The following is a 23,293-nucleotide window of genomic DNA, read 5'->3' on the forward strand; positions in this document are numbered from 1 at the left end:
GTGAGACGATGAGCCGGGCGCAGTCTCCAACCGCCAAGCGATCCAAATCAAATACCAAGCGCACCGCTTCCGCCAAGCGAGCAGCCACGCCGGTAAAGGACACGCAGCCATGCGGCTGGTGCCGTCACCCACGTTCGATGTGGACAACCTTGCCTTCGACCGTCGCCACAGGCCTCCCGTGGACGATCTGCCGCCGCGGCCACCGCGCAAGGCACGCACGCCCACGCGCTGCACGGTGGGCTATGCGTTCTACGATGCAGAACCGGGCCGGCCCCACAGCCAGCGCATTCCCAGCGTGCGCTTGCGCGGGCTGTGGCTGGAGCAGTTGGGGTTTGCGGTTGGGTGCAAGCTGCAGATCACTGCGCGCGAGGGTGAGTTGGTGGTGACGGTGGTAGAGCGCTGAGCTGGGTTTTGGGTGCGGCTGTTGTTTGCAAGCCCCCGGCGTGGGGGCGTCATGGGTAAGGCTGTCGCGCCCGGGTGCGCTCCTACGGGAGTGCGGGTAGTGGTTAGCGATGGAAGGCTAGGGTTGCGATGACGCCGCGCTGTTGGCCTGGGCGCACGCTGACGCGCCAGCCGTAGAGGTCGCACAGCCGGCTGACGATCGACAGACCAATGCCACCACCCTGCGAATGGCCCGCATGGGTGCCGCGGTAGCCGCGCTGGAACAGTTTGGCCGCGTCCTCTTCGCTCAAGCCGGGGCCGGAGTCGATGACGTCCACACAGTCGCCGCGCACGCGGACGCGCACCTGGCCGTCCTGGGTGTACTTGACCGCATTGCCGATCAGGTTGCCTAGCGCCACCGACAAGGCGGATTCGGGCGCGTCGATGACCAAGTCGCGCTCGCCTTCCAGCAGCAGTTCCAGCGGTTTTCCACCGAGCTGTGCGCGGTGCGAGTCGATGAGTTGCTCGGCCACCTTGGCCACATTGCTGCTGCCTTGGCCGCGCTCGTTACGCGAGAGCAGCAGCAACGAGCCGATCAAATCGCTGCATTGCTGTTCGGCGCGCTGGATGCGCTGCAGCCGCTGCAGGACCTTTTCGTCCAGGTTGGGTTTGGTGAGCAGTAACTCGGTGGCGCCGCGAATGACCGCCAACGGCGTGCGCAGTTCATGGCTGACGTCGGCGTTGAATTCGCGGTCGCGCTGTACCACTTCGGTCAGACGCGCCGAGTAGTCGTCCAGCGCTTCGGCGAGCTGGCCAACTTCGTCGTCAGGGAAATGTGCGGCCAGCGGCTTGGGTTGACTGGTGCCGCCGCGATACGCGCGCAGGCGTGCGGCCAGATCGGAGACGGGGCGCATCACCTTGGATGCAGACCACCAGCCGATCAGCAGCGAAAACCCGCTGAACACCAGCACCGACAAGATGAGGGTGCGCTTGAGCTGGATTTCGCCCTTCAGCGCCTGGGTCATGTCATAGGCGAGGAAGAACCATTCGCTGGGTGTCTTGCGCACCGCCAGTTTGTACGAATACGTATTGCCGCTTTCATCCACGCCGGTGATGGTGTGGATGCCGTCGGGCAGCTGATACCACTCCGGTTGTTCGCGGCGCAGCGCCTCGAACTTGTCGCTTTTGACCACGCGCCCGCGCATCTGCTGTAACGGCAGATCGGGGTTGCGCATCGGGTCGGAGTAGAAACGCTGCGCGAAGGCGTCGATGTTGCGATTCATCACGTCTTCGACCAACTGGTTTTCCACGCGTGAGCGCGCCCAGTTGGTGGCGAAGGCGAACAAGGTCGTCAGGCAGAAACCCAACAATACGAACGACAAGATGATGCGGCTGCGCAGGCGCCGCCGATAGCGGCCGCGCGTGCGCGCCGGCCGCGCGTCGCTAGTGCTGTCAGGCATCGGGCGAAGCGATGCGATAGCCGATGCCGTGGCGGGTCTGGATCATCGGCACATCGAACGGCTTGTCGACCACTGCACGCAGGCCGTGAATATGCACGCGCAACGAATCAGAGTCGGGCAGCTCTTCGCCCCACACGCGGGTTTCCAGTTCCTGGCGCGTCACCACCGCTGGCGAGGCTTCCATCAGTGCCTGCAGGATCTTCAGTGCGGTCGGGTTGAGCTGCAGCAGCTTGCCGCGACGGCGCACTTCCAGCGTATCCAGGTTGTATTCCAGATCGCCGGTTTCCAGCACGCGGGTATGCACGCCCTTGCCACGACGCGACAGTGCGTTGAGGCGCACTTCCACTTCCTGCAGCGCGAACGGCTTGATCAGGTAGTCGTCGGCACCGGAGTCGAAGCCGGCCAGCTTGTTGTCCAGCGAGTCGCGCGCGGTCAGCATCAGCACCGGCGTCTGCTTGCGCGCTTCGTTGCGCAGCTTGCGGCAGACCTCGATGCCGTCCATGCCGGGCAGGTTGAGATCGAGCACGATGGCGTCGAACTCGTGGACCACCGCCAAGTGCAGACCGGTGACGCCATCGGCGGCGAAATCCACCGTGTGGCCACGGTCTTCGAGGTAATCGCCCAGATTGGCGGCGATATCGCTGTTGTCTTCAATTACTAGAATTCGCACTGGAACCTCATTGGTTAAGCTGTTTTTAGCGCTGGCGCCGAGAAATTTCGTTTCGACTCACAATGGTCTGATGGCGCCGCTAGGCAGCCGTCATGTCCTGCTTCGTCGTCATCTGCAAACCGAGTGCACGCTTGCACCAGCACATACGCCGGCGATCTTCGCGTGCCTTGGTCAAAATTCGGGTGACGAGCTCCTGATCGTTGCGGACGGCTGCCAGTTGCTCTGGCGGCAGTGCGTGAATATCTGACCGCGTCTGGCATGCTGCTTCGCTTCGATCACGCGCCACGCTCAGCTTAACGCGCTCATCCTGACTGATCTCGGAGTCCTTCTCGCCCTGCGCAAGATCGGTACGGACCTGCGTTGCCTGTGGCTTGAACGGCTTGTCCATCTCGAGCACGTCCGCCATGGCGTGACCACTCGCTAGGCCCGTCGCGAGCAGTAGCCCCGCAACACTCCACCGCCTTGCCATGCGACGCCTCCTTGTGTGCCCGACCGATTTAACATTGGCGAATGTAGACGCGAACCTCAACAGCGGCAAGCCGTCCATAAAAAGGCCCAAGTGCGACACCGCACTTGGGCCAAAAGTTCATCCCGATCACCGTCACTGCCGAGAGCGGAGCTACGGTCGGGAGAGGCTAGCGAGGCGACAATTAGATTTTCGTTAATTTTTTGGTAAAAATGTTAGTCAGCCGATCGGCGGACGGACTGCTCCAGGTGCTGGACGATTGCACCGGCCACGTCCACGCCGCACACGCCCTCCACGCCTTCCAGGCCGGGGGTGGAGTTGACCTCCAACACCAGCGGGCCGCGTTTGGAGCGGATCAGGTCCACCCCCGCCACCGCCAAGCCCAGTGCGCGTGCCGAGCGCACCGCGACCTCTCGCTCCAGTTCGGTGGCCTCGGCCACGACCGCCGTGCCGCCCAGATGCAGATTGGAACGGAAATCGCCTTCGGCTGCCTGACGGCGCATCGCCGCGACCACGCGGTCGCCGACCACGAAGCAGCGCAAGTCGGCGCCCTCAGCTTCGCCGATGAATTCCTGCACGATGAAATTGGCGTACAACCCGCGCAGCGCTTCGACCACGCCGCGTGAGGCGCTGGCCTTTTCGGTCAGGATCACCCCGGCGCCTTGCGCACCTTCGTTCAACTTCACCACATGCGGCGGCGGGCCGAGCATGGAAAGCAGGTCCTGGGTGTCGTCGGGGTTATCGCCAAACACGGTGACCGGCATGTCGATGCCCTGCGCGGCCAGCAACTGATGCGCGCGCAATTTGTCGCGCGCGCGCAGGATGGCGTCCGACGGGTTAGGCGTGTAGGTGCCCATGAATTCGAGCTGGCGCAACACGGCGGTGCCGTAGCGGGTGACCGAGGCACCGATACGCGGAATCGCCGCGTCGAAGCCGGTGATCGGCTTGCCCTTGTAGTGCAGGCTGAAGCCGTCGGCGGCGATGCGCATGTAGCAACGCAACGGGTCGAGAATGCGCACGGTGTGACCACGCTTGCGTCCGGCTTCGATGAGCCGTCGGGTCGAATACAGTTTGCTGTTGCGGGAAAGGATGGCGATTTTCATCGCGGCAGGCACACGGCGCGGCTTGGACATGGGCAGAGTCTGATGACGAAGTGACCCAAGTCCGCGCAGTGCGCCCATTACGTGTGCACGGCAGCCTCGCCTTGCACACCGCATCGGCCGACCGCAACGGATCCCGAGAACGGAAGAACGACGGTACCGCGACAAGCCGGGACACGCAGTCGCTGCACGAACTCGGCAGGATCGATGCTAGCAGGGCGCCTGCGTGAGGCTCAAGCTGCACATGCGCGCATGTGCGTAAAGCGCGGCATGCGCACGCTCGCGATCGCACTGCATCGGGTACCGGCGACACGGGACCTGCTCTTGGCCGCTACGCGGCGCGTCGGCATTTGCCGGCAGGCCAGCGTGGCAATGCCTCAATTGCGCCATCCCGCCGGCCCGCCCTCACGCCACACCCCTGTTGCCGTAACGCGTTTTGCACAGCTGGAAACGCGATGCTTGAGACCCCTCAATGCCGGCATGCCGGCGCATCCGAGACTCTCCATGCGACGTCCAGCAAGCGCGGCTTATGCCAACCCCTCCCGTATCCGTCAGGGGCGGCCGTTCCCCCGCGGCGCCGTCTTCGACGGCAAGGGCACCAACTTCGCGTTGTTTTCCGCGCATGCCACCCGTGTAGAGCTGTGCCTGTTCGACGAACAGGGCAACGAAACCCGCGTGGACCTTCCCGAATACACCAATGAGATCTGGCACGGCTATCTGCCCGATGCCAAGCCGGGGCAGCGCTATGGTTACCGCGTGCATGGCCCGTATGCGCCGACCGAAGGTCACCGCTTCAATCACAACAAGCTGCTGCTGGATCCGTATGCACGCGAGCTCGAAGGCGATCTGATCTGGGCCGACGAGCTCTATGGCTACACCGTCGGCCATCCGGACGGTGACCTGAGCTTCGACGAGCGTGACAGCGCGCCATTCATGCCCAAGTGCGTCGTGGTCGAAGACACCTACGATTGGGGCGACGATGCGCGCCTGCTCAAGCCGTGGAACGACACGGTCATCTACGAAACCCACGTGCGCGGCTACACCATGCGTCACCCGCAGGTGCCCGAGGCCGTGCGCGGCACCTTCGCAGGTCTGGCCCAGCCGCAGGTACTGCAGTACATCAAGGAGCTGGGCATCACTGCCGTCGAGCTCTTGCCGGTACACGCGTATCTGGATGACCAGCATCTGCTGGACAAGGGGCTGCGCAATTACTGGGGCTACAACACCATCGGCTTTTTTGCGCTGAAGTCGCGTTACCTCTCCAGCGGCCACCGCGACGAGTTCCGCGACATGGTCAAGGCCATGCACAAGCAGGGTCTGGAAGTGATTCTGGACGTGGTCTACAACCATACCGCCGAAGGCAGCGAGTTGGGGCCAACCCTGTCGTTCAAGGGCATCGACAATGCCAGTTACTACCGGCTCGCCGAAGACAAGCGCTATTACATCAACGACACCGGCACCGGCAACACGCTCAATCTGAGCAACTCGCGGGTGATCCAGTTCGTCAACGATTCGCTGCGCTACTGGGCCGGCGAAATGCACGTGGACGGTTTCCGCTTCGACCTGGCCACCATCCTGGGGCGCGAGCCGAGCGGTTTCGACCAGCGCGGCGGTTTTCTGGACGCCTGCAACCAGGACCCGCTGCTGTCGGAGGTCAAACTCATCGCCGAACCCTGGGATTGCGGCCCGGGAGGCTACCAGGTGGGTCATTTCCCGCCGGGTTGGTCGGAATGGAACGACAAGTTCCGCGACAACGCACGCGAGTTCTGGAAGGGCGAGGATGGCAAGCTGGCCGAGTTCGCGACCCGTTTCACCGGCTCGGCCGATCTGTTCGATCGCCGCGGCCGCCGCCCTTGGGCCTCGGTCAACTTCATCACCGCGCATGACGGTTTCACTCTGCGCGATCTGGTGAGCTACAACGAAAAGCACAATAGCGACAACGGCGAAGACAACCGCGACGGCTCTTCGAACGATGGGTCCTGCAATTACGGTGAAGAAGGAGACACCGACAACGCCGACATCCTGCAGATTCGCGAGCGGCAAATGAAGAATCTGCTTGCAACGCTACTGCTGTCGCAAGGCACGCCGATGATGCTCAGCGGCGACGAGCGTGCACAGTCCCAGGGCGGCAACAACAACACCTATTGCCAGGATAACGAAATCACCTGGCTGGATTGGGAAAACGACCCGACCGACGGCCGGCTCACCCAATTCGTCAAGGCATTGACCGCGCTGCGCAAGCGCTACCCGATTCTGTCGCGTGGCCGCTTCCTCAATGGGCAATACAACGAAGAAGCGGGCCTGCGCGATCTCACCTGGCTCAATCCCGGCGGCACCGAGATGGAAGATGCGCATTGGACCGATGCCGGCGCGCGCTCGGTTGGCTTAGTGCTCGAAGGCAAGGCGCAGACCTCCGGCGTCAAGGAACTGGCCAACGACGACACGTTGCTGATCGTCATCAATGCGTATCACGAAGGCGTGACCTTTACCCTGCCCTCCTCGGATGAACCGGTGCACTGGAAGCTGGTGCTTTCGACAGATGAAGCACTGGAAGTGGACATGATGCCGGCCGGTGCCAGCGAATTCCTGGCACCGCCACGCAGCGTGTCGGTCTTCGAGTGCAAGAGCGATCAATAGGGTTCTCTACGCAACACGCAAACGATGAACGACGCTTGCTGCCTGCCGGTATTCGGTGGGCAGCAAGCGTTTTCGTTTTGGCCGTCGAAATGACAGACCTGTCTTGCGTGCGCTTGACGATGATGCCGGTGGCAACACCCTCGTGAAGGGGTGGCGCCACTTTTACTCTGGACGAGTTATCGCTGACTACCCGGATAGGGCAGTGAAAGTTGCAGGCATCCATGCTCCGAAGATTCACTCAGAAACACGACCAATGCCTTGTTCATCACGGCACAGATCGTCAGCATTGCTTGAAAATTCGGCATTGAATGCGACATCGATTCCCGATAAAGCGCTAAAAACCCGGCTGACCGGCAGGCCGGAACCACTCGCCAATGCCTTTCGATGCACAAAAGCCCACTCGGGCACTGGTGCGTCAACCATTCGCCAATGCATCGAAGGCGCAAAGCAACGCATTGCCGGATTGCGATGCCTTCAAAAAACTGATCGAACGATCAGCCCGGATACAACGGAAAGCGCTTGTCCGGATGATTGGCTTTCCATTCCTTGTAAGAGCTGGTGCCTTCCCAGGCTTTAAACGCCTTCGGCGTACGGCCACGACCAGACCAGGTCTCGCCGGAATGCGGAATCCAGTATTTGGCAACGACTTCGCCAGTGGAGGACAACGGCCCTTTGGTCTTGCCGGTCATCGCCAGCGAGGCAATCTGGGATTTCTGTTTGGCATTGAAACGGTTGCCGAACTGGGTAAGCACCTCGATCACTTGATCGAAGGCTTCCAGCGTCTGGGCGTACTTCAGCTGCGCTTCTTCCTGCTCAAGCTTGCGCAGCTCTTCCAGCAGTTGGGCCCGAGCGGCGGCGGAGGGTGAAGCGGGCGGATCCTGGCGCATTGGCAAAACATACGGTATGGGCGGGTCAGCGAGTATTGCCGCTAGGCCGCCCAGCGTAAAGCGCCCGGGCCCGTGCGGGCCTGCTGGCGCTCAGCGATGGCGCAGCAGCGCTTGCTCACGGGCCATGGTCAGGACCGGGCCGATTCGCCCGGCGCGGATCAGTTCGCTGCAGTGCTTGCCGACGAACTCCACTCGCGGCGCGCGAAACCACTGCACCACCCGCTCCAGCTCGCCGGCATTGATGGACCAAGCGTGGTAGACCGCCTCGCCCAGCTCTTCCACCCCAATCAGCCCGAGTTCGCGGATTTGCTCGGGATCGAGCGCGAACATATCCAAGACCTTATTCGCATTGTCCGGCGTGACCTCGTCGATACTCGTCTGCTTGGCGAGCCCGGCGCTGTAGGCGATCAACGCCTTCCGCGCAGACTCGGCACGGCGCATCCCTTTTATCAGCGCGCCGACAAGTTGGGAATGCGTGGTCATGCCTGCACTATGCGACGGCGCCAGAGCCGGCTCAATCGGGATCTCCCTGACGCTACGCAAGGAAATTCAGAACCTTGGGATGCTGGCAAGCCACGGGACACCGCCATGCCCTCACCGTTGTGCCGGTCTCCATCCAGCAGCAGTTGCGTCAGTCACCGAGCAAAAGAAGCGCTCGCCCTTCTGTGGTGAGACGCGCGTCTTCGCGTAATCGCGCTGGCCCGGCACGTGGAAGATCTTGTTGCCGTTGCTGGAAATATTGCCCTTGATCCTGCAATTGCCCGGCGCCGCCGGTACAGTTTCGCGTGCCGTTGCTGCGCGTGCTTTCTTGTCGCGGCGATAGTCTGCCGGCATCTGAAACGCGCCTTGCCAGATGTTGCGCCGCTGCTGCTGCGCGATGCGCTCGTCTGCACTGAATGCCGTGGCGTATTGACGATAAGCGACCGCCCAGCCGGATCGCACCATCCAGGCATTGACGGACTGCCCCTGCACGAAGCATTCGGCCACCGTACGGCCATAACGATCGGTATCTTTCGGCTGGCAGCGCACCGTTTTGTCCAGCAGATAGCCGTCCAACGCCCCTGCAGCGCGGCGGCCGCACGGCCAGGCGCTACCATCGTGTGCGGTGCACTGTTGCGCACTCTCCGGCGCATCGATTCCCCACAGGCGGATGCGCTGTCGCGCAACGGTGATGGTGTCACCATCGGTCACCGCCGCACGACCGACCAGCTCCGTCGCACCGACAGGTAAACCAACAACCACCAGCACCGACAACACCCAGCGTTTCAACAACTTCAACAACTACTTCCTTTCTAAATCAGCAGACCGCGCTCCGCGTGTCTTGCCTTGTTGCCAGTGCAGCCGGTCGGCCTGGTCAAGCGTTCCATCGAACCTGACATCTGCGCCGGCAGCCACTGCCAGCGCGGGGGCCGGCACTGTAAGCCAATCCACCCGCGATGCCTATCTTTTTCGCCTCGCCCTTTGCGCATGCTTCAGGCGTCCTCCATGCGCAAAAACAGGCAAGCGACGCATTGGATGACGTGCATGCAGATGTGCTATCGGTTCGACCTAGCGCGAGTCGGCTGGTGTGTCCAAGGATGAATTCCAGTTTCGCGGCCTGCGTGCCAAGACCGGCACGGACAAGGCGGATTCGGCTGGCGACATTCGCTGGGCCAGCCTCAGCTGTGGAATACATCGGTCACCACAACAGAAATCGTATGTGCGAAAGCGGAAGGGCGCCAAGACGACGCCGACGAAATGATGGTGTGACAACAGCGAGACGAAGACCGCCCACACCCTGAATATAACGCTGCCGTTACGCGCATTTCCAACGGATTTGCTGAATAGAATTGCATTAATCAAATGCAGAGATCGCGCACATGATGACAATTGAATCGCCATACCGTTGCCTGCAGTTCAACAAGCTGTCGCTGCTTGTTGACCACGCGCAGCGCGCTGCTGTTGAAGCCGCAATCCCCGATTGCAACCGCCTTGGAAGCTGGATTCCGATTACGGGCTGTACGGCCTTTAGCGAATCCGATAAATCGTCGCCGCCAGCGCAGATCAGCATGTGGGATTTCCGAGCTGCGAGCGAAGATGATGCCATGCGCGCTCAGAATTATCTGGATTCAATCGATTAGCCAAGACGCCTAATTGCGGAGCGCTCCATATATTGCGGAGCGGATATTTTCTCCGAAAGCCTCGATGAACATGGAGCGGGCGATGGGAACAGAATCCTCCCACGCCAACCAATTGATTTTCCTAGCTTATCCCCGGGGCGGGTGATCCAAAATGATACCTTTCATGATACCCCGCGTGATACCCGATCATAGCTAAGCGGGCGCCGGCGACTCAAGGCTCATGTGCTGAGTCCGGGTTATTGGAAACCAAACACCCCGAAAGAACGGCAACCCAGATCCCGAACGCGTCACTGCGCCGAAGCAGGGTCGGCACATGCCGGGCATGGGTCGAGACATTCAGCTGCAAATATGATTAAAGCGCATACCTAGCATGAGACCCTTGCCCGCATTCAAATTTGTGAAATGGCGCCCGAAGCGAGCTCTTGCGGAAGTGGCGATTCTTGGTTGGATGAGGACTTCCCCACACGCAGGAGTTTTCATGACAACCCATCCCCAACAACTCGAAATCGCTGGCCAACTGCTTGCCGGGCTGATGAGCCAAACGCTCTCTGACGAGCCACTGGTGCGCCAACGCAATGTCTGTAACGCCTGGGCGTCCGCTGGTGAGTTGATCGTCTACAGCCAGAAGAAGCCGCCAGGTGCGGGCAACGCCGCCCAATCCTTGGAGCACGCTCCTCCCCAGCCCTCCCAACCGGTGCGCACACGGGAAGCCGTCATCGTTCGGGAGCTACCATCGATAGACGAGTGGCGCGCGGGCCGGAAGAACAAGGACGCACACCTGGACCCAGTCCGCAGCAAGAAGCGTCCGACCCTTCACTGAAGCGGCCGAGCGCCCGCAAACATTGAGCCCCGCAGTGCGGGGCTCTTTGGTTTCAGTGGAAGCGCGGCGGCTTGGGAACGTAGGCAGGGGCAGGGATAGGAGGGGCGGAGATGGCAGGGCTTGGATGCGGCTCATCGGTTTGATTCGCCATGTCGAGCTGCAGGGGATAGCGCTGAAGCATGTCCCGGCTCCAAGCCTCCAGATGCGCCGCACTGGCCGACGCTTCTTTCTCACAGAGGGCTTGTTCCTCCGGGGTCACCCTGGCCCTTGCATCGGCCAGCTCTGCGGCTCGGGCTTCGAGGGTGCTCAACCGACGCCCACGCCGCTGCTTCCAATCCCCCTGCGTCCATGAGGTCCCAGGCTCGGGATTGTTCGCCAGGAAGTCGTGCCACGCGTTCTCGGCCATGTGGTGCAGCTTCTCGGCTCGGCGCACCGCCAGTAGCCGCCGGGCGAACTTCATGGCCGTTGCCTTGAAGCGCCGCAACCGCCGCAGTAGCTCGTTGAGGTCGGGACGGAGCCGGGCCTCCTCGGCGAAGGCAGTCACACGCTCCCTGATCCATTGCAGCAGGTCCAGGGTTGCTTGGAGGTTTTGAGCCAGGCGGGGATCCGCTTGAACAGCCACGCCCCACTCGTCGCTGGCCTCCTCCGCAAGCTCGGCGACCGAACGTGGCGCGCGCGACGGCTTGGCCTCCTCGGCCTCCATCAGTCCCAGCCCACGGGCAATGGTCGCCATGCTGCGGGACACCTCGATGTGCCCTGCCCCGCGTCTGAGCGGCAAGGACAGCACGTCAGAAGGTCGGCGGACCTCGCGCTCGGCCTGGGCCTGGCTGTGACCGTCGGGCACCGGCATGGCACGCTCTTCCTGCTCGAATACGGCGATGAGTTTTCGGAAGGTCTCCTCGTTGGTCTCTTCGATTCGACGGTTTGCGTCTGAACGCTCCGACGGCTGGCCGCGCCGGGCTAGGGCGGTGCCGTTCTTGCCGACGTGCTTGGTGGGCTTCCGGGAGAGCACGGCAGCCGCGGCCAGGTCGCCACGCGCCAGAGCGTCGTCCGCCTGGGCGGCCAGGCTTCGGTGGTCCACCCGAATCTCCAGTGCCGCCTTCTCAAGGTGGGCGTTGATGGTGGAGGCGATGAGTTCGCGCACCCACTGCACCTCGACACGTCCCGACGGCCCGCCGTCCAACTCCTTGGTTTTGTCCATGAGGCCGGCCGGCCCCATGCGCCGCGTCGTCGCCAACACGTGGACATGCCAGTTCAAGCCATCCTTGCTGCCGGGGCTGTGGATGCTGGCCTGGGCCGCAAACCCGTAGCGATCGACCAAGGCGCGGGTAACCTCCACGGCCAAGTCGGAACGCTGGAGGTCATCGAGTTCGTGTGGCAACGCGAACTCGAACTCCCGGGCGACCGTCGAATCTTTGCGACGCTCAGCCGCCTCTGCCGCCGACCAGAGCTCAGCGGGAGCCAGAGCCCAATCGGGCGCGTCCTCGGGAGCAATGCAGCGCGTTTCGACCACGCCGTCCCGGCGGCGGTAGTCGTGGCGCAGGCCGGTGAGCGCGTCCTCCAGCAGCAGGCCGGCGCGGTAGGCAGCAGCGGCAATGGAGGAATGCCCTTTGGCACGGCTGAAGGTTTTGACATTGGCGTGGTAGATGGCCATGAGGCGGCGACTCCGAAGCGATGGGGTTGCTTGGTTTATGCCTCGGCTTTGGATTTTCGCAAGCGCCCTGGGCGCTTGGGGTTCAAGGGGCGAAGCCCTTTGCGCACGCGTTCCGCAGGAACGCCTAGGTGCGCTCTTGCTTCTTTCTTTGAAGCCCTGTTTTTCAAGCTTTTCGATTTTCGATGCGGACGAAATTCGAGGCCACCTCGATGCTTGACGCGAGCCTTTTTCCTGCTTGACTCATTTCCATAACGCAGGAGAAACCCATGACCAACACTAATCACTATCACGACCAAATTCAACGCGCCACGGAGCGACTGGCTCAGCGTCAAGCGCGCGAGCTTTTAGCGCAACAGCGCCGTGAAGCGAAGTCGCTAGCAATAGCAAAGCGGGAAGAAATGAATCGAAGGCATCGCGTGGCGGACCTAGTCTTCTTGGCCGGAGTCCAGAAGTTGGATGATGCGGAACTCGTAGGGGCCTTACTGCTTCATGCTAAACGGCGACATTCTCAGGAAATCCAAGTCGAGGCTCGTATGTTGGGATCTATCAAGATAAAGAGTCCAGCCAAATCACCAACGACGGCAGCTGCACACTAATCTCCATCGCAGGAGGTCACGTCAGGTTGTCACAGTGGCAACCTGGGCGGAGTTAATCGAATGCACGTAGCGCACTATTCCATGTTCGACATGCAAGGAGCTTGCCGTGGCATACGACTCACGGAAGCGATCAAGCCTGTCCTGCGTTAACGTCAACAGGCCATGAGAGAGCTCAACGTTAAAGGCCGTCACTGTTGAGGCAGGCCCAATTGTCTTACCTGCACTAAGTGGCAGGCCTGCAGCTGTCGCGAGCTGAGCAAGCTCAGCGGCTGCGACATAGAGGCGCGCTTCGTCGTTGGACGACAAGACGATGTCATCCATGTAAACGCTGACCGTCATGTCTTCGGAGGCTTCGCACTGCCGTAAAAACCGCCCTACTCGACTGCGGTCAAGCGCTAAAGATGCCAAAATTGGGGATTGAACATACCCATATGGCAGCATGGTCTTACCAGCGTCGGGACGGATGACCACGCTTTCGCTTGCCATCTTCCTCGCATCAACGTAGGAAAAGCTCTCCTTCAAGCTGCGCGTGACTCTCGATTGATTGATGCGACCAAAGAAGTCGTCAAGATCGCAGCGATAGAAATATTGATTTTTCAAATGTCGCCGGAGAGCCGCCACATGCCCACCCTTGCGAAGGTGAAAGTAGAACTTGGGGCGAGCCCACACCTTTGACACAGATAAACGGATCGCCTCACCTGCAGCTTTGCCCAAGGGAGTCGGGACATACACCCATCGCCCTGGCTTTACCTCAAAGCGGTGTTCCCATCTCTTCATCGCGAAGCCCACGAGTAGTTAGATGCCATGTTCATGAGCGCTGCCAGGAAACGGAAAAATCCGCCCCCAAACGACAGCAACGCATGAACTAGGCGGGTCTTACGAATGTATTTCTTCATAAGATCACTCCTCTATTCTTAGCTCCGGCTTGCCTAGCGCAGGGCGCATGGACACATAACCAACGGCGACCACCGAATAGAGACATGCGGCGTCGAGTAAGTCACTTGGTGACGAATAGAGGGACAGGCGGAGAGCCTATCGCCAGAGCCAGCACAGTGTAACTCAAGGCAGGGTCACATAGTTATCCTCGGCCCCTGTTCCTGCTGCTGATTTTGCTGCTGCGTCTGTTCCATCTGCTGCTGCCGCACGTGGTCCTGCTTGATAACTTCGGCCTGCTGCAGGCTCTGCTGGGCCGGCTGCTGGGAGGCCTCGCGTCCATCGACATGGGCATGGAACATCGGCGCGACTCCTACCCCATGCGGCGCGTAGACCGCGAAGACGTTGTGGGCCCCATCTCGGCCTAGCCCCCCGGTGACCTGGTCCACTCGCTTGAGCAACGGGTCGTCCACCTGCTGCTTGTAAAGCGCAGCCGACACGTTCCGGCTTTCTTCGTCGTTCCAGTTCCCTGTCCCCTGCACCCAAGAATGGATCTGCTGGTAGGTAGAGTGGTCCGGGTGAGCGGGATTGTCGGCCAGCACCGCTTCGTTGCGAGGGACGGCCTGGGACTCGATGTCGGGCTGCCCCACGCCGCTTTTTCCGATCTGCCGCACCTCCGTGGGTCTCAGCTGCCCATCAGAGGTATCCGTGAACCCGAAGGCTTTCCCCTGCCCTCCCAGTCCAACGCCTGCCGCCTGGATCTCTTCCGCCGAGCTGCCGAGCTCTTTAAGGTTTAGGCCAAGGCTCGGAATCGACTGGCTGGAGGCCCGGTCGAGGTCACGGGATACAGCAGCCCCGGCGGAGACGACGTAGGACAAGTAAAAAGCGTTGTAGTCGGACTGTCCTAACGCGCCCAAGCTTTTGCCGGACTGATCGAACTGACAAATCGCCACGGCTTTTATCGCCGGGCTGTCGATGCGGTTGTCGGTGTGCTGGATGCCCTGGACATCCATCTGGATGCCTGGAGCCAGCCGCCCATTCGTGACGCAGGGCGTGGTCGGGTCGAGGCGATGAAGCAGTTCTGCTTCGCTGACGTTGCTGTCTTGGTGCTTGACCCGACTGGCCACCGAATTCATCGACACCATTTCTGCGAGCGCTTCGTTCTCCCGGGAAGCGTTGATGTATTCCTTTGCCAACGGGGTGATGTCCACCGTCGCATCGCCGTAGCGTGCACCCTCTTTGAGCGCCTCATCGATTCGGTAGGACAGCTTGTAGGTGCTGAGGTCGTTGGAGCGGGCCATCAAAGCATGCCCCGTCTCGTGCCCAAGAATGCCCGTCAGCTGGTCTATGCGCTCTGTCCGGGAAGGTCGCTGCAATACATCGGCGTTGACGCTGATCGTCTTTTCACCATGGTTATAGTGCCCGCCTTCGTTGGGCGTGCGAGCGAACTTGATGTGCTCAAGGTCGCCGTTGTCGATGGCTTTGGTCATCACCTCGACCAGGTAAGGAGAGGACTCCACTGCCTCGCGGAGGTCCTTGGCTGCACCTGGGGACAGAGACGATTGTTGTTCGGTCTCCTGAAGCATGCGCTCAATGCGAGGGTCAAGCATCGCTGCGCTCCATTTCAAAGACAACGACCGTCACGCAGGTCGGCGCGTCGCGATGGTCAGGAGTCGCGGCAATGTAGAGCCCGAGCGAAGGGCCGACAATCTTGTCGAACGTGATTCGCTGGTCGTCGCCAAAGGTTGGCACATACACCCGGAAGCCGTCGGCTTGCATTTGCTTTTTCAATGCGTCGTAGGCAAGGCACGCATTCGGGGTGAGGGTCAGTTCCACCCGGTGCCCTGGGTGCTTAGGTGATGGCTTCCACACAGCCCAATCGTAAGTGCCCTGTCCCACCTTGCCGGTCACCCCTCTGCGCTCTTGCTTGGCGTCGGGAGGAAGCGCGATGCCCAAGACTCGCTCCACATTGGCAGGGTTGGAGTCTGCTTGGGAGTGAAGGGACTGGGCGAGTGCTTCGATCTGCTTGAGAAGCTGCTCTGGGGTGTGCTCAGCCCCTGGTTGCAAGGTGGGATAGCCATCCCAGGTCATCATTGGCGCCGAACGCTCAGGAGCGGCGGCATCGACCAGTGCGGCGACGCGGTCCTGCTCGCGCCGAATGTCAGCGGAGGTCGGTTCCTTCACGGCTTTCTCCTGATGTGCGTTTGACGATTGCGCGCATGCGGCCACTCCCAACAACAGCGTGACTGTTGAAAGGGCTTTGGCGATGCGGGTTCCTTTGTTGAGATCCATGGCAACCAATCCGACGCTTGAGATTCTAAAGCTTACTGTCAGTTCCTGGGCTCATACCAGGCGGGCGCCTGGCCGATGTGCTTTTGTCCTCGCATCTACGCCGACTGGTCTTCCAAAAACTTGGCCAAAATCGCAGCTGAGGGGTAGCTGGACATCGAGGCAATACCATTTGCCAACTCCACAGGGAACAGCGCCCCTTCGAATTTATGACTCACGATGGATGGCAAGGTGGCTAAAATCCGCTGTAGCCCGATCAAATCCTCGGCAAGCGGACGTTCGCCCGAATCTAGATAGCTGCCGGTCGGCACATTGAGAACCATAGACATACCCGGGTCGAGCTTCACAAAAAGTTTTTCTCCCCAGTTGGTCCGCTTGCCGTAGGGATTGGACAAGTCCGGGGAGCGGTAAACCTCACGGCGGACATAGTTGTGATCGAGCGCGGCATAGCTGCCCGGCTCACCTCGCTCGTGCGGTGACGCAAACTGCACAATTGATTGCAGGTGGTCTACGAAGGCACCACTCTTTTCCTGTCCGATGATGTGCACACCACGCCCCTGGCTCACAGCGAATGCCAAGAACTCACGGATGTTAGGAACAAGCTTTGAATATTGACTGCGAAGCGATAGTGGCCCGTCTTTGATGAAAAGCGTCTCCCCTACAAGCGACTTATCCGTGTGACCCCACGCAACTCGAATGGCTGTAAAGAGCATCAGATGCTCCATAACCAACATGTAGGAGGACGCCACTGAATCGGGAGCGCTGTCCTCATCCATGTCCAAATGAAAGCCAATCAGGTCCGAGACAAAGACTGTCTGCTTGCAAAGAGCACATACACCCTCGTCTGCGTCATGCGGCAGCCCTTCGATCATGGAGTGACAATGCGGGCACTCAAAGGCGGGCGACGACGATGTCCCATCGGTCCACTTTTTGTAGACGAGCCATTTTAGAGTGTCAAAGAAAGCCCCATCTTGGTCGATCTTAAAAGAGTCCCTAACGATGTGACGCACGGCGTCGTAGTTGTTACCCAGCGGGGTCCGCACATTCTTTAGTGGGAACACGGTGGAATGGTAGATCGCGCTATCCCTGAGAACATCCTGCAGCAAAAGAGGGTGCGGATTTTCCTTGTCAATGGCATCAAGTTTGGCGCGATCTACCAACAGCAGTGCTGCTTTCACGAACGCCACCTCTTTAGGCGGCTTGCCCTCTGAGCGAACGGCAACGAACGAACCATCGACCGCCCAAACACTTCGGAGTGGGAGCGACCGTTCAGTGTCGATGGGGTGCCACAAGGTTCCGGACGTATCGGACACCAGCGGCTTGGCGTGCTCGAAATCGCGGACCAACTCTTTGACCCACGCACTCTGGACAACCGACAAATGACCCAGCTTCGACGCTGATTCAAAGGGCAAGCGCGTTCCGGCACTGTAAGGCATGTCAAATGGCCTCGAACTTATTTGCCTGCAATGGGATGATAAACCGATGCGACATCGTAAGCATGCGCATATAACCCGGGGTCTTGGCTCTGAGGATGTCCTGCTCAATTCCTTCAAATGCGATTTGCACTCGCCCCAAAGCCCGGGCTTCGTCCTGGCTGGACAAATGGCCCACGAAGAAATTTTCTGTCTGAGCCAAGAGGTCCTTGTTGATCGTGGACGGTGACTGGGTCGAATACACCATGCCGATGTGGAACTTCGCCCCCTCTTTAGCAAAGCGCGCATACACCCCGGTCAAATCACGCGCATCAGGAGGAAATAGATTGTGAGCCTCCTCGAAATAGAGCTGCACGAAGCGGCCACCCAGCGTATTGCTGACAAACTTTCTTTCCTGGTGTGAAAACACGGCCTTCGACAGCATGTCGGCGAAATAGCGGCGAATCTCGTCGTTCGCATTGCCTAGATCAAGAATCACCGTAGCGCCCTGATCCAGGAGACCCAATATCTCGTTGATGAAATCGCCAGCTTGAGGCGAATGGAAGTTCTTGTAAGCCCGTAGCATGCCGGGCCCTGTTCGGCCAGCTCCAGGATTGAGGAAATCTAACAAGGCGATGTCGTCGGGATCGAATACAGCCTTCTTCGATGATGAAGAGGTCAAAGTAGGATCGGACGAATTTTCCCGTCGAAATTGAGCCATCACCTCAAGCTCGGCCTGGAGAAGATCGATTGAATCAATCGCAGCTGGCGGCGTGCCGGCACCCGTTCCTGCATAGGCAGCGGCACGCAAATCCGCCTTGAAATGGGGGTCAAAGTGCTTGGTATGGCGAGCCACGAGCCCCAAAGCGCGCAGCCTCCGCTCATCGACTTCAAATCCAGCCTTGTTCAAAATGGCCCAGAACATTTGAATCTTACGAATAGGGCGCACTTTTTCTTCCGCCGGAAGAGCCTTCACTGCGTCCACAGACGGCAACGATGCACTGGCAAAACTCTTCACATAGTGCGACGTATTGTTGTCTTGCGTCAGCATCGACCCGAGAATCTGGATCGCTGATTCGGTCTGTTCGTAAAAGTTCAATCGCAACGGCTTGGAGGGCGTCTCCGGGCGACTTGTCAATGCATAAACCTCACAACGGTCTGCATTGGCCGAACGAATCGACTTGTTTCCGTCTTGCGGATTGTCATTGGCATACTCGCCATTCACATCAAAGATCAACTGGCCTACTGACCTGTCATCCGCAGTTGCATCAAGCATGCCTTTGGCAATGAGCTTGACTACGTTGGATTTTCCGAGCCGCGTCTTACCGAACATCGCAGTTCGGCAGCCTTTGAAATCTCGCATGGAGATTGAGACGGCGATCCTGCTTGTGGTTGCGCTGGAAAGACCGCATTCCATCGTCCTCAGCGCGCCGATTTCGATCTGGCTCTCTGGCTTAACCATGCCATTGACGATCACCTTCAATAGAGCGTCATCCGGCGCGAAAACTTTGTATCGATGAGCGCTCACCACATTGTTCACATCACCGGAGTAGGCCAGGCGCTGCATAGCGGCAGGATCGGCGTAGAACATCCCCAGCACATCACAGTCCAGCGCACCCCACTGCAACTCGCTTTGTGTCCAAACATCCAGTTCGGGCATGGACTTCTTGTGCAGCTCGAAATACGTCTGCTGAACCTGGTTGCTCAGTGGCGTGGGTGATACACCGGTCACTCGAAGAAGGGTGAAATGCGCAGGTGCTGTCGCCGTATTGACCGGCGTCATGATCAAAAAAGAGCCGCGAGGGATTCCGCCCACAGCCAGCTTGTAGGGGTCGCTCGTGATGATCTTTGCAGCGTCAAAACCTAGCTCTAGCACGTAGCCTACAAAGCGCATCTTGCTCGTCAGCTTTGCTGCCTCATTGCGAGCCTCTGTATCAAGGAAACTTCGTAGGGCATCAATCGGATTGCCTTGCGTGGCCGAGGTATCCATCAAGCTTCCAAGCGTGGACATAGCGACTCCTTTAGATATTGCAGGTAATAATGAGCTCTTCGAATTGCTTGCGACTTGAACCGTCAGCAGAAATCTGAGAAAACCGGCTCACTGAACGTGTCAGGAAATCCCAACTTTCATACAGTGCGCGAACGGAATGATGGTTGGCATTGGTTGCCACGACTTTGGCACCGCGTGCGCCTGCACGCTTGAGCGCTCGTGCTAATCGTTCCTGGTCAGCCCAGGAGAAGAGAACTTCGTTGTATTTGATAAAGCCGTTGAGGTTGTGCCTAACGGTATATGGCGGGTCGGCAAAGACCAGATCGCCTTCGCTCGCTTCATCGATCACTTTTTCGAAATCACCGACACGAAGATCAGCCGTGGATAACAAAGCGGCCATGGATTTGAAATCGTCGGTCTCCATCAGGACGCTATCTTTGCTACCGCGAGGCACGTTGAACTCACCTTGGCGGTTCACACGATAAATTCCATTGAAGCAGGTCCTGTTGAGATAGATCATTCGCGATGCCTTCTGCACCAGCTTCGTGGGCGTTCGCGCACGGACGGTGTAGTAGTAATCGCCGTCTACATCGTGAAGGCGCTGGTGGTAAGCCAAGCTTCTCTTGAGTCCAACCCAGTGCCCCTTGATAGCCTGGTAAGCGGCTATGACCTCCGGGTTCACGTCGTTGAGCACGGCCTGTTGCGGCCGTAAATGAAAGTAGACTGCGCCACCGCCAAGGAAAGGCTCGAAATACCTGTTGTAGGTGGTGGGGAAGAGGCCCGCGTGATGCCGGACAAACCAGCGCTTCCCCCCTGCCCATTTCAGGAACGGGCTAAGCGTAGATTGGACGCTACTCACGGGATCCATGCCCTCAGACTCGCTCCGATTTGCGTTAGAACTCATTTGAACAACGCGATCCACGCAAAGTTAACAGAAATCCCGCGTCTTGTGCGCGGGACTGCCTTACCCCGACTTGACATCCGCTTGGCAGCAGAGATATGGGTCACACCCATCCCCTAGCCGCCAAGCTGGTGTGCTGACGCCCGCCGATGACCAGGTGGTCGAGCAGCCGGATGTCCAGGAGGCACAAGGCCTGCTGCAGGCGCTCGGTCACCTTGCGGTCTGCTTCGCTCGGCTCCGGGTTGCCCGAAGGGTGGTTGTGGAAGAGGATGACTGCGGCAGCGCTAAGCTCGAGAGCACGCTTTGCTACGACTCGCGGGTGGACATCGCACCCGTCGATGGTGCCGCTGAAGAGGTGCTCGGTGGCCAAGATGTGGTGCTTGGTGTCGAGGAAGACGACGCCGAACACTTCGTGCGGCAGGTGGGCGCAGCGGGCGACTAGGTAGCTGCCGGCTTGCTCCGGGCTGTGGATGCGGCCTTGGCGTTGAAGGCGTTGCTCCAGGATTGTGGCCGCTGCGAGCAAGATGCCCTCTTCGTCCATCTGGAGTTGGTATTGGGCCTTCAGGTCTTGGGTGCGCTTCATCGGTTCTTCTCCACCAGCGCGTTGTGCGCCTCGTGGGAACCGACAGGCGAAGCGTCCGGCCCGACCGCACCCGGGAGTGAGCACCGCGCAAGCGGCGCGCAGCGAAGGCCCGCAACAAAGCGTCAGCGTCGGGGAGGAGGCTCGCCCTTGCGGTCGGGACAGCGAAGCTAAGGTCCCTTGAGAGGCCCAGCGTTGGTGGAGATAGCACCATGCATGCCCTACAAGGCCTACGGGCCAAACGGCATTTGGATGGGCGGGGTCGATTGATGGCAGCAGGCGATGGCTGAGCTTCGCAGTCAGTGATGGGCTACTGCGGACCTGTGCATGCTTGCCTTACGCACGCACCGCTGCGCATGAGAAGCACGCAGGCATCGGGATAAGCTGCTCGGCACCAGCGGGCTCAGACGTGATCGTCCATGTCTTCGAGCCCATGCCAGGACAAGATTTCCTCGGCTCGACGGCCAACGAACTGCGCGTCCTCACGCGTCGCTGCCTTGCTCTTGATGGCGGCGGTCATGCTCGCAAAGGCTTGCCAGAAGTGGCGGCGATCAGGACTTGAGGCCCGCAGGGCGGGCACCGCAGTATCCAGACGCTCAAGGTGACGGCGAAGCTCAGCTCTGTTCATGGGCTTGAGTATCGGCGGTCTTGTCGCACTGCGTGAGACGCATCGCCGCCAAGGCAGCGTGGAATTATTTTCGGATGCCGGCACGACGCTGCTCAAGCATTCCATGGGGAGCTTCTCAAAGTCTGGCAACGCCCACCGAGCCCCAAAGTGTAGGCCAACGAAACGCTTTCAACCTCGCCAGCGCCACCTGGTTCCCCTCACCCTTTGAAGAACGAGAGTCTCCTGGTTACAAAGAAAAACGCCCCAGCTTTGAACTGGGGCGTTCTTAGAAAAGCTCGACCTGATCTCAGCTCGGCAGGGTTTCGATGGGACCTACGTCACCCGTCGGAATTCTGCCGCCGCAAGAGCCGTAGCAACCGCCGCCAATCAGCACTCCACCACCACCACCGCCGGTTCCAGCGGAGCCGCCACCACCACCGCCGCCGCTTGAAGGCTGCTGAGCAATCTTCTCGGCCATTTCCTTTGCCTTCTTTCCGCAAGGCTTCTCAATGTAGACCATGCCCCGGCCAGTATAGTTGAGAATCTTTACGGTGTAGGAAACATACCCCTTATAGGAGTTTGTGACCCAATTCCCCTCACCCAGCACTTTAGACGCTGCCGAATCAAGCCTGTCCATAAAAAGGGCATTGGCAGGATTCTTGCTGTCGCTAAACTTTGGCAGCTGCGTCAAGGGCACCTGAATAGGCACCAGTGGCGGCATCGGGAGTTCCGAGCACGCAAATGCAACCCCCATAAGCCCCGTCAGTGACATCGCAGCGACGCCAGCTTTCTTCATAATTCCCATTTACGCCCCACTCCTTTTAAAAACAATTAACCACACAAACCTACTGACCGATTGGACGTTTATCCAATACCGGTGCCCTGCCATGCTTCGACGTGTAGATCCGGTCTATTTCGGCGTTGAGTCGCAAGGCTTCAGACTCCCCGAGCATTCTTTGCTCTGTTGAAAGTGACTTAGACATCATCACTTCTCGAGTAACAGAGGCACGGGTATCTCCACGCATTTCCGCCACACGCGACACGGCATACGCAGCAACAGGATCACCACTTGCGCTGCCGCCTTGGAAGGATGCCAGCATGTTTAAAGCAAAGAGGTTTCCTTCCGCTCCAGCATCCACCAAGCGCTGTTGCGCCGTGGGGTCTGAAGGCAACAACCGTGCATCCAAGATCGTTTGAGCGACTTTATCACCCGCGTCCGATGCCTGCTTCAGCAGGGCCTCCGGGGCGACCATGTAAGCCTCTAGCTGCTTTTCGTTGGGATAACCATGACGATCCAGCCACTTCTGCTCGGCCTTGCTTTCGGCATAGCCAGGATCGTTATCGAAGCTCATCCCGTCTCTAGTTCTCGGCACTTCTGGGAACGGATGTCGAACACGAGAGTCATTCCGAAGATCGACGCCGCCTTCAATCGACTGAGACGGGGCCCGTTCTTTGACTGATTCGTTCGCTGCATTGGGAGTCTCACTCTGGGAGATGCCCTGCGTTGACCCTTCGTCGTCCTTACGCGCTTCGTGCGTCCAGATGATGCCACCTACTACGACTGCCAGTGCGGCTGCACTTAGCGCTACTGCTTTGTTGCCCATCTCACCTTCTCGTAATTCCATTACAGCCGCGCAAGCGCAGTCCCAAGGTGGATAGCGTTGCAGATCAGCTCGCTTCACGCAAGCTTAATCTTGCACAAAATTAGGTCCGTATCGGAGCAACGTCTGTCGAAGCAGCGAACGACGAAGATGCGAGTGCGAATCCGATTTTCTCGCTGACCCAGCGCCATGACGCCAAGCGAGACCTGGACTCGCCATGATGTCACACGTGAACTTTTACAGGATGCC

General features: G+C 59.6%; 25 protein-coding genes. 5 read left to right on the forward strand and 20 right to left on the reverse strand.

What is annotated here, in order from left to right:
- Nucleotides 1-109: 109 nt before the first annotated feature.
- Nucleotides 110-403, forward strand: coding sequence for a SymE family type I addiction module toxin (locus XpruCFBP8353_RS03175; RefSeq protein WP_162300929.1), 294 nt, complete (start codon nt 110-112; stop codon nt 401-403).
- A 103-nt stretch (nt 404-506) separates the two neighbouring features.
- Here XpruCFBP8353_RS03175 and XpruCFBP8353_RS03180 read toward each other — a convergent pair whose 3' ends face one another.
- From XpruCFBP8353_RS03180 to rimK, 4 genes are all read right to left on the reverse strand, one after another.
- On the reverse strand, nt 507-1,841 hold the full coding sequence (locus XpruCFBP8353_RS03180; RefSeq protein ID WP_162300930.1) for a sensor histidine kinase: 1,335 nt from the start codon (nt 1,839-1,841) through the stop codon (nt 507-509).
- Nucleotides 1,834-2,511 carry a response regulator transcription factor gene (locus XpruCFBP8353_RS03185; RefSeq protein WP_003490678.1) on the reverse strand — a complete coding sequence of 226 codons (678 nt, stop codon included), beginning with the start codon at nt 2,509-2,511 and terminating at the stop codon, nt 1,834-1,836. The genes XpruCFBP8353_RS03180 and XpruCFBP8353_RS03185 overlap by 8 nt, the downstream gene beginning before the upstream one ends.
- A 79-nt stretch (nt 2,512-2,590) precedes the next feature.
- Nucleotides 2,591-2,980 (reverse strand): hypothetical protein, encoded by a 390-nt coding sequence (locus XpruCFBP8353_RS03190; RefSeq protein ID WP_101361878.1) that lies wholly within the window; start codon nt 2,978-2,980, stop codon nt 2,591-2,593.
- A 212-nt stretch (nt 2,981-3,192) separates the two neighbouring features.
- Nucleotides 3,193-4,080, reverse strand: coding sequence for a 30S ribosomal protein S6--L-glutamate ligase (gene rimK, locus XpruCFBP8353_RS03195; RefSeq protein ID WP_101362455.1), 888 nt, complete (start codon nt 4,078-4,080; stop codon nt 3,193-3,195).
- 501 nt (nt 4,081-4,581) lie between these two features.
- Between rimK and glgX the strand changes: the two genes are divergently transcribed.
- The gene (gene glgX, locus XpruCFBP8353_RS03200) at nt 4,582-6,714 is read left to right on the forward strand and encodes a glycogen debranching protein GlgX (protein WP_101361879.1); all 2,133 of its coding nucleotides are present in this window, start codon (nt 4,582-4,584) and stop codon (nt 6,712-6,714) included.
- 234 nt (nt 6,715-6,948) lie between these two features.
- Here glgX and XpruCFBP8353_RS23305 read toward each other — a convergent pair whose 3' ends face one another.
- From XpruCFBP8353_RS23305 to XpruCFBP8353_RS03215, 4 genes are all read right to left on the reverse strand, one after another.
- Complete coding sequence (locus XpruCFBP8353_RS23305) at nt 6,949-7,137, reverse strand: hypothetical protein (protein ID WP_133125613.1); 189 nt, start codon at nt 7,135-7,137, stop codon at nt 6,949-6,951.
- 71 nt (nt 7,138-7,208) lie between these two features.
- On the reverse strand, nt 7,209-7,601 hold the full coding sequence (locus XpruCFBP8353_RS03205; protein ID WP_101361880.1) for an H-NS histone family protein: 393 nt from the start codon (nt 7,599-7,601) through the stop codon (nt 7,209-7,211).
- Nucleotides 7,602-7,691: 90 nt separating this feature from the next.
- On the reverse strand, nt 7,692-8,084 hold the full coding sequence (locus XpruCFBP8353_RS03210; RefSeq protein WP_101361881.1) for a hypothetical protein: 393 nt from the start codon (nt 8,082-8,084) through the stop codon (nt 7,692-7,694).
- A 111-nt stretch (nt 8,085-8,195) separates the two neighbouring features.
- Complete coding sequence (locus XpruCFBP8353_RS03215; protein ID WP_455685159.1) at nt 8,196-8,882, reverse strand: thermonuclease family protein; 687 nt, start codon at nt 8,880-8,882, stop codon at nt 8,196-8,198.
- Between the two features lie 578 nt (nt 8,883-9,460).
- Here XpruCFBP8353_RS03215 and XpruCFBP8353_RS03220 point away from each other — a divergent pair.
- Complete coding sequence (locus XpruCFBP8353_RS03220; protein ID WP_101361882.1) at nt 9,461-9,721, forward strand: hypothetical protein; 261 nt, start codon at nt 9,461-9,463, stop codon at nt 9,719-9,721.
- A gap of 478 nt (nt 9,722-10,199) precedes the next feature.
- Nucleotides 10,200-10,541, forward strand: a complete 342-nt coding sequence (locus XpruCFBP8353_RS03225; protein WP_070698044.1) for a hypothetical protein — start codon at nt 10,200-10,202, stop codon at nt 10,539-10,541.
- A gap of 52 nt (nt 10,542-10,593) precedes the next feature.
- Here the strand turns inward: XpruCFBP8353_RS03225 and XpruCFBP8353_RS24510 are convergent, their stop codons facing one another.
- The gene (locus XpruCFBP8353_RS24510) at nt 10,594-12,195 is read right to left on the reverse strand and encodes a MobA/MobL family protein (protein WP_101361883.1); all 1,602 of its coding nucleotides are present in this window, start codon (nt 12,193-12,195) and stop codon (nt 10,594-10,596) included.
- A 266-nt stretch (nt 12,196-12,461) separates the two neighbouring features.
- Here XpruCFBP8353_RS24510 and XpruCFBP8353_RS03235 point away from each other — a divergent pair, with 266 nt between their 5' ends.
- Nucleotides 12,462-12,791: a hypothetical protein gene (locus tag XpruCFBP8353_RS03235; protein WP_081340661.1), complete on the forward strand. Its 330-nt coding sequence runs from the start codon at nt 12,462-12,464 to the stop codon at nt 12,789-12,791.
- 21 nt (nt 12,792-12,812) lie between these two features.
- Here the strand turns inward: XpruCFBP8353_RS03235 and XpruCFBP8353_RS03240 are convergent, their stop codons facing one another.
- The 11 genes from XpruCFBP8353_RS03240 to XpruCFBP8353_RS23780 all read right to left on the reverse strand — a co-directional run bounded on the left by XpruCFBP8353_RS03240 (nt 12,813) and on the right by XpruCFBP8353_RS23780 (nt 22,795).
- Nucleotides 12,813-13,568, reverse strand: a complete 756-nt coding sequence (locus tag XpruCFBP8353_RS03240) for a reverse transcriptase domain-containing protein (RefSeq protein ID WP_101361884.1) — start codon at nt 13,566-13,568, stop codon at nt 12,813-12,815.
- Entirely contained in the window at nt 13,565-13,687 is a 123-nt protein-coding gene (locus tag XpruCFBP8353_RS24450) for a hypothetical protein (RefSeq protein ID WP_258072051.1), read from the reverse strand. Before XpruCFBP8353_RS24450 ends, XpruCFBP8353_RS03240 begins: the two co-directional genes overlap by 4 nt.
- Before the next feature lie 174 nt (nt 13,688-13,861).
- Nucleotides 13,862-15,274, reverse strand: coding sequence for an XVIPCD domain-containing protein (locus XpruCFBP8353_RS03245; protein WP_070690772.1), 1,413 nt, complete (start codon nt 15,272-15,274; stop codon nt 13,862-13,864).
- Nucleotides 15,267-15,956, reverse strand: a complete 690-nt coding sequence (locus XpruCFBP8353_RS03250) for a hypothetical protein (protein WP_228423557.1) — start codon at nt 15,954-15,956, stop codon at nt 15,267-15,269. Before XpruCFBP8353_RS03250 ends, XpruCFBP8353_RS03245 begins: the two co-directional genes overlap by 8 nt.
- 95 nt (nt 15,957-16,051) lie before the next feature.
- Nucleotides 16,052-17,389 carry a hypothetical protein gene (locus XpruCFBP8353_RS03255; RefSeq protein WP_101361885.1) on the reverse strand — a complete coding sequence of 446 codons (1,338 nt, stop codon included), beginning with the start codon at nt 17,387-17,389 and terminating at the stop codon, nt 16,052-16,054.
- Between the two features lies 1 nt (nt 17,390).
- Nucleotides 17,391-19,376 (reverse strand): ATP-binding protein, encoded by a 1,986-nt coding sequence (locus tag XpruCFBP8353_RS03260; protein WP_101361886.1) that lies wholly within the window; start codon nt 19,374-19,376, stop codon nt 17,391-17,393.
- Between the two features lie 10 nt (nt 19,377-19,386).
- The gene (locus XpruCFBP8353_RS03265; protein WP_243391035.1) at nt 19,387-20,214 is read right to left on the reverse strand and encodes a DNA adenine methylase; all 828 of its coding nucleotides are present in this window, start codon (nt 20,212-20,214) and stop codon (nt 19,387-19,389) included.
- A 145-nt stretch (nt 20,215-20,359) separates the two neighbouring features.
- Nucleotides 20,360-20,839: a JAB domain-containing protein gene (locus tag XpruCFBP8353_RS03270; RefSeq protein ID WP_101361887.1), complete on the reverse strand. Its 480-nt coding sequence runs from the start codon at nt 20,837-20,839 to the stop codon at nt 20,360-20,362.
- Between the two features lie 400 nt (nt 20,840-21,239).
- Nucleotides 21,240-21,464 (reverse strand): hypothetical protein, encoded by a 225-nt coding sequence (locus XpruCFBP8353_RS03275; protein WP_101361888.1) that lies wholly within the window; start codon nt 21,462-21,464, stop codon nt 21,240-21,242.
- Between the two features lie 286 nt (nt 21,465-21,750).
- Nucleotides 21,751-22,248, reverse strand: a complete 498-nt coding sequence (locus XpruCFBP8353_RS24065; RefSeq protein WP_101361889.1) for a hypothetical protein — start codon at nt 22,246-22,248, stop codon at nt 21,751-21,753.
- 40 nt (nt 22,249-22,288) lie between these two features.
- On the reverse strand, nt 22,289-22,795 hold the full coding sequence (locus XpruCFBP8353_RS23780) for a hypothetical protein (RefSeq protein ID WP_162300962.1): 507 nt from the start codon (nt 22,793-22,795) through the stop codon (nt 22,289-22,291).
- Nucleotides 22,796-23,293 lie beyond the last annotated feature (498 nt).

This window comes from Xanthomonas prunicola (assembly GCF_002846205.1).
In the GTDB taxonomy this organism is placed as follows: Bacteria; Pseudomonadota; Gammaproteobacteria; order Xanthomonadales; family Xanthomonadaceae; genus Xanthomonas; species Xanthomonas prunicola.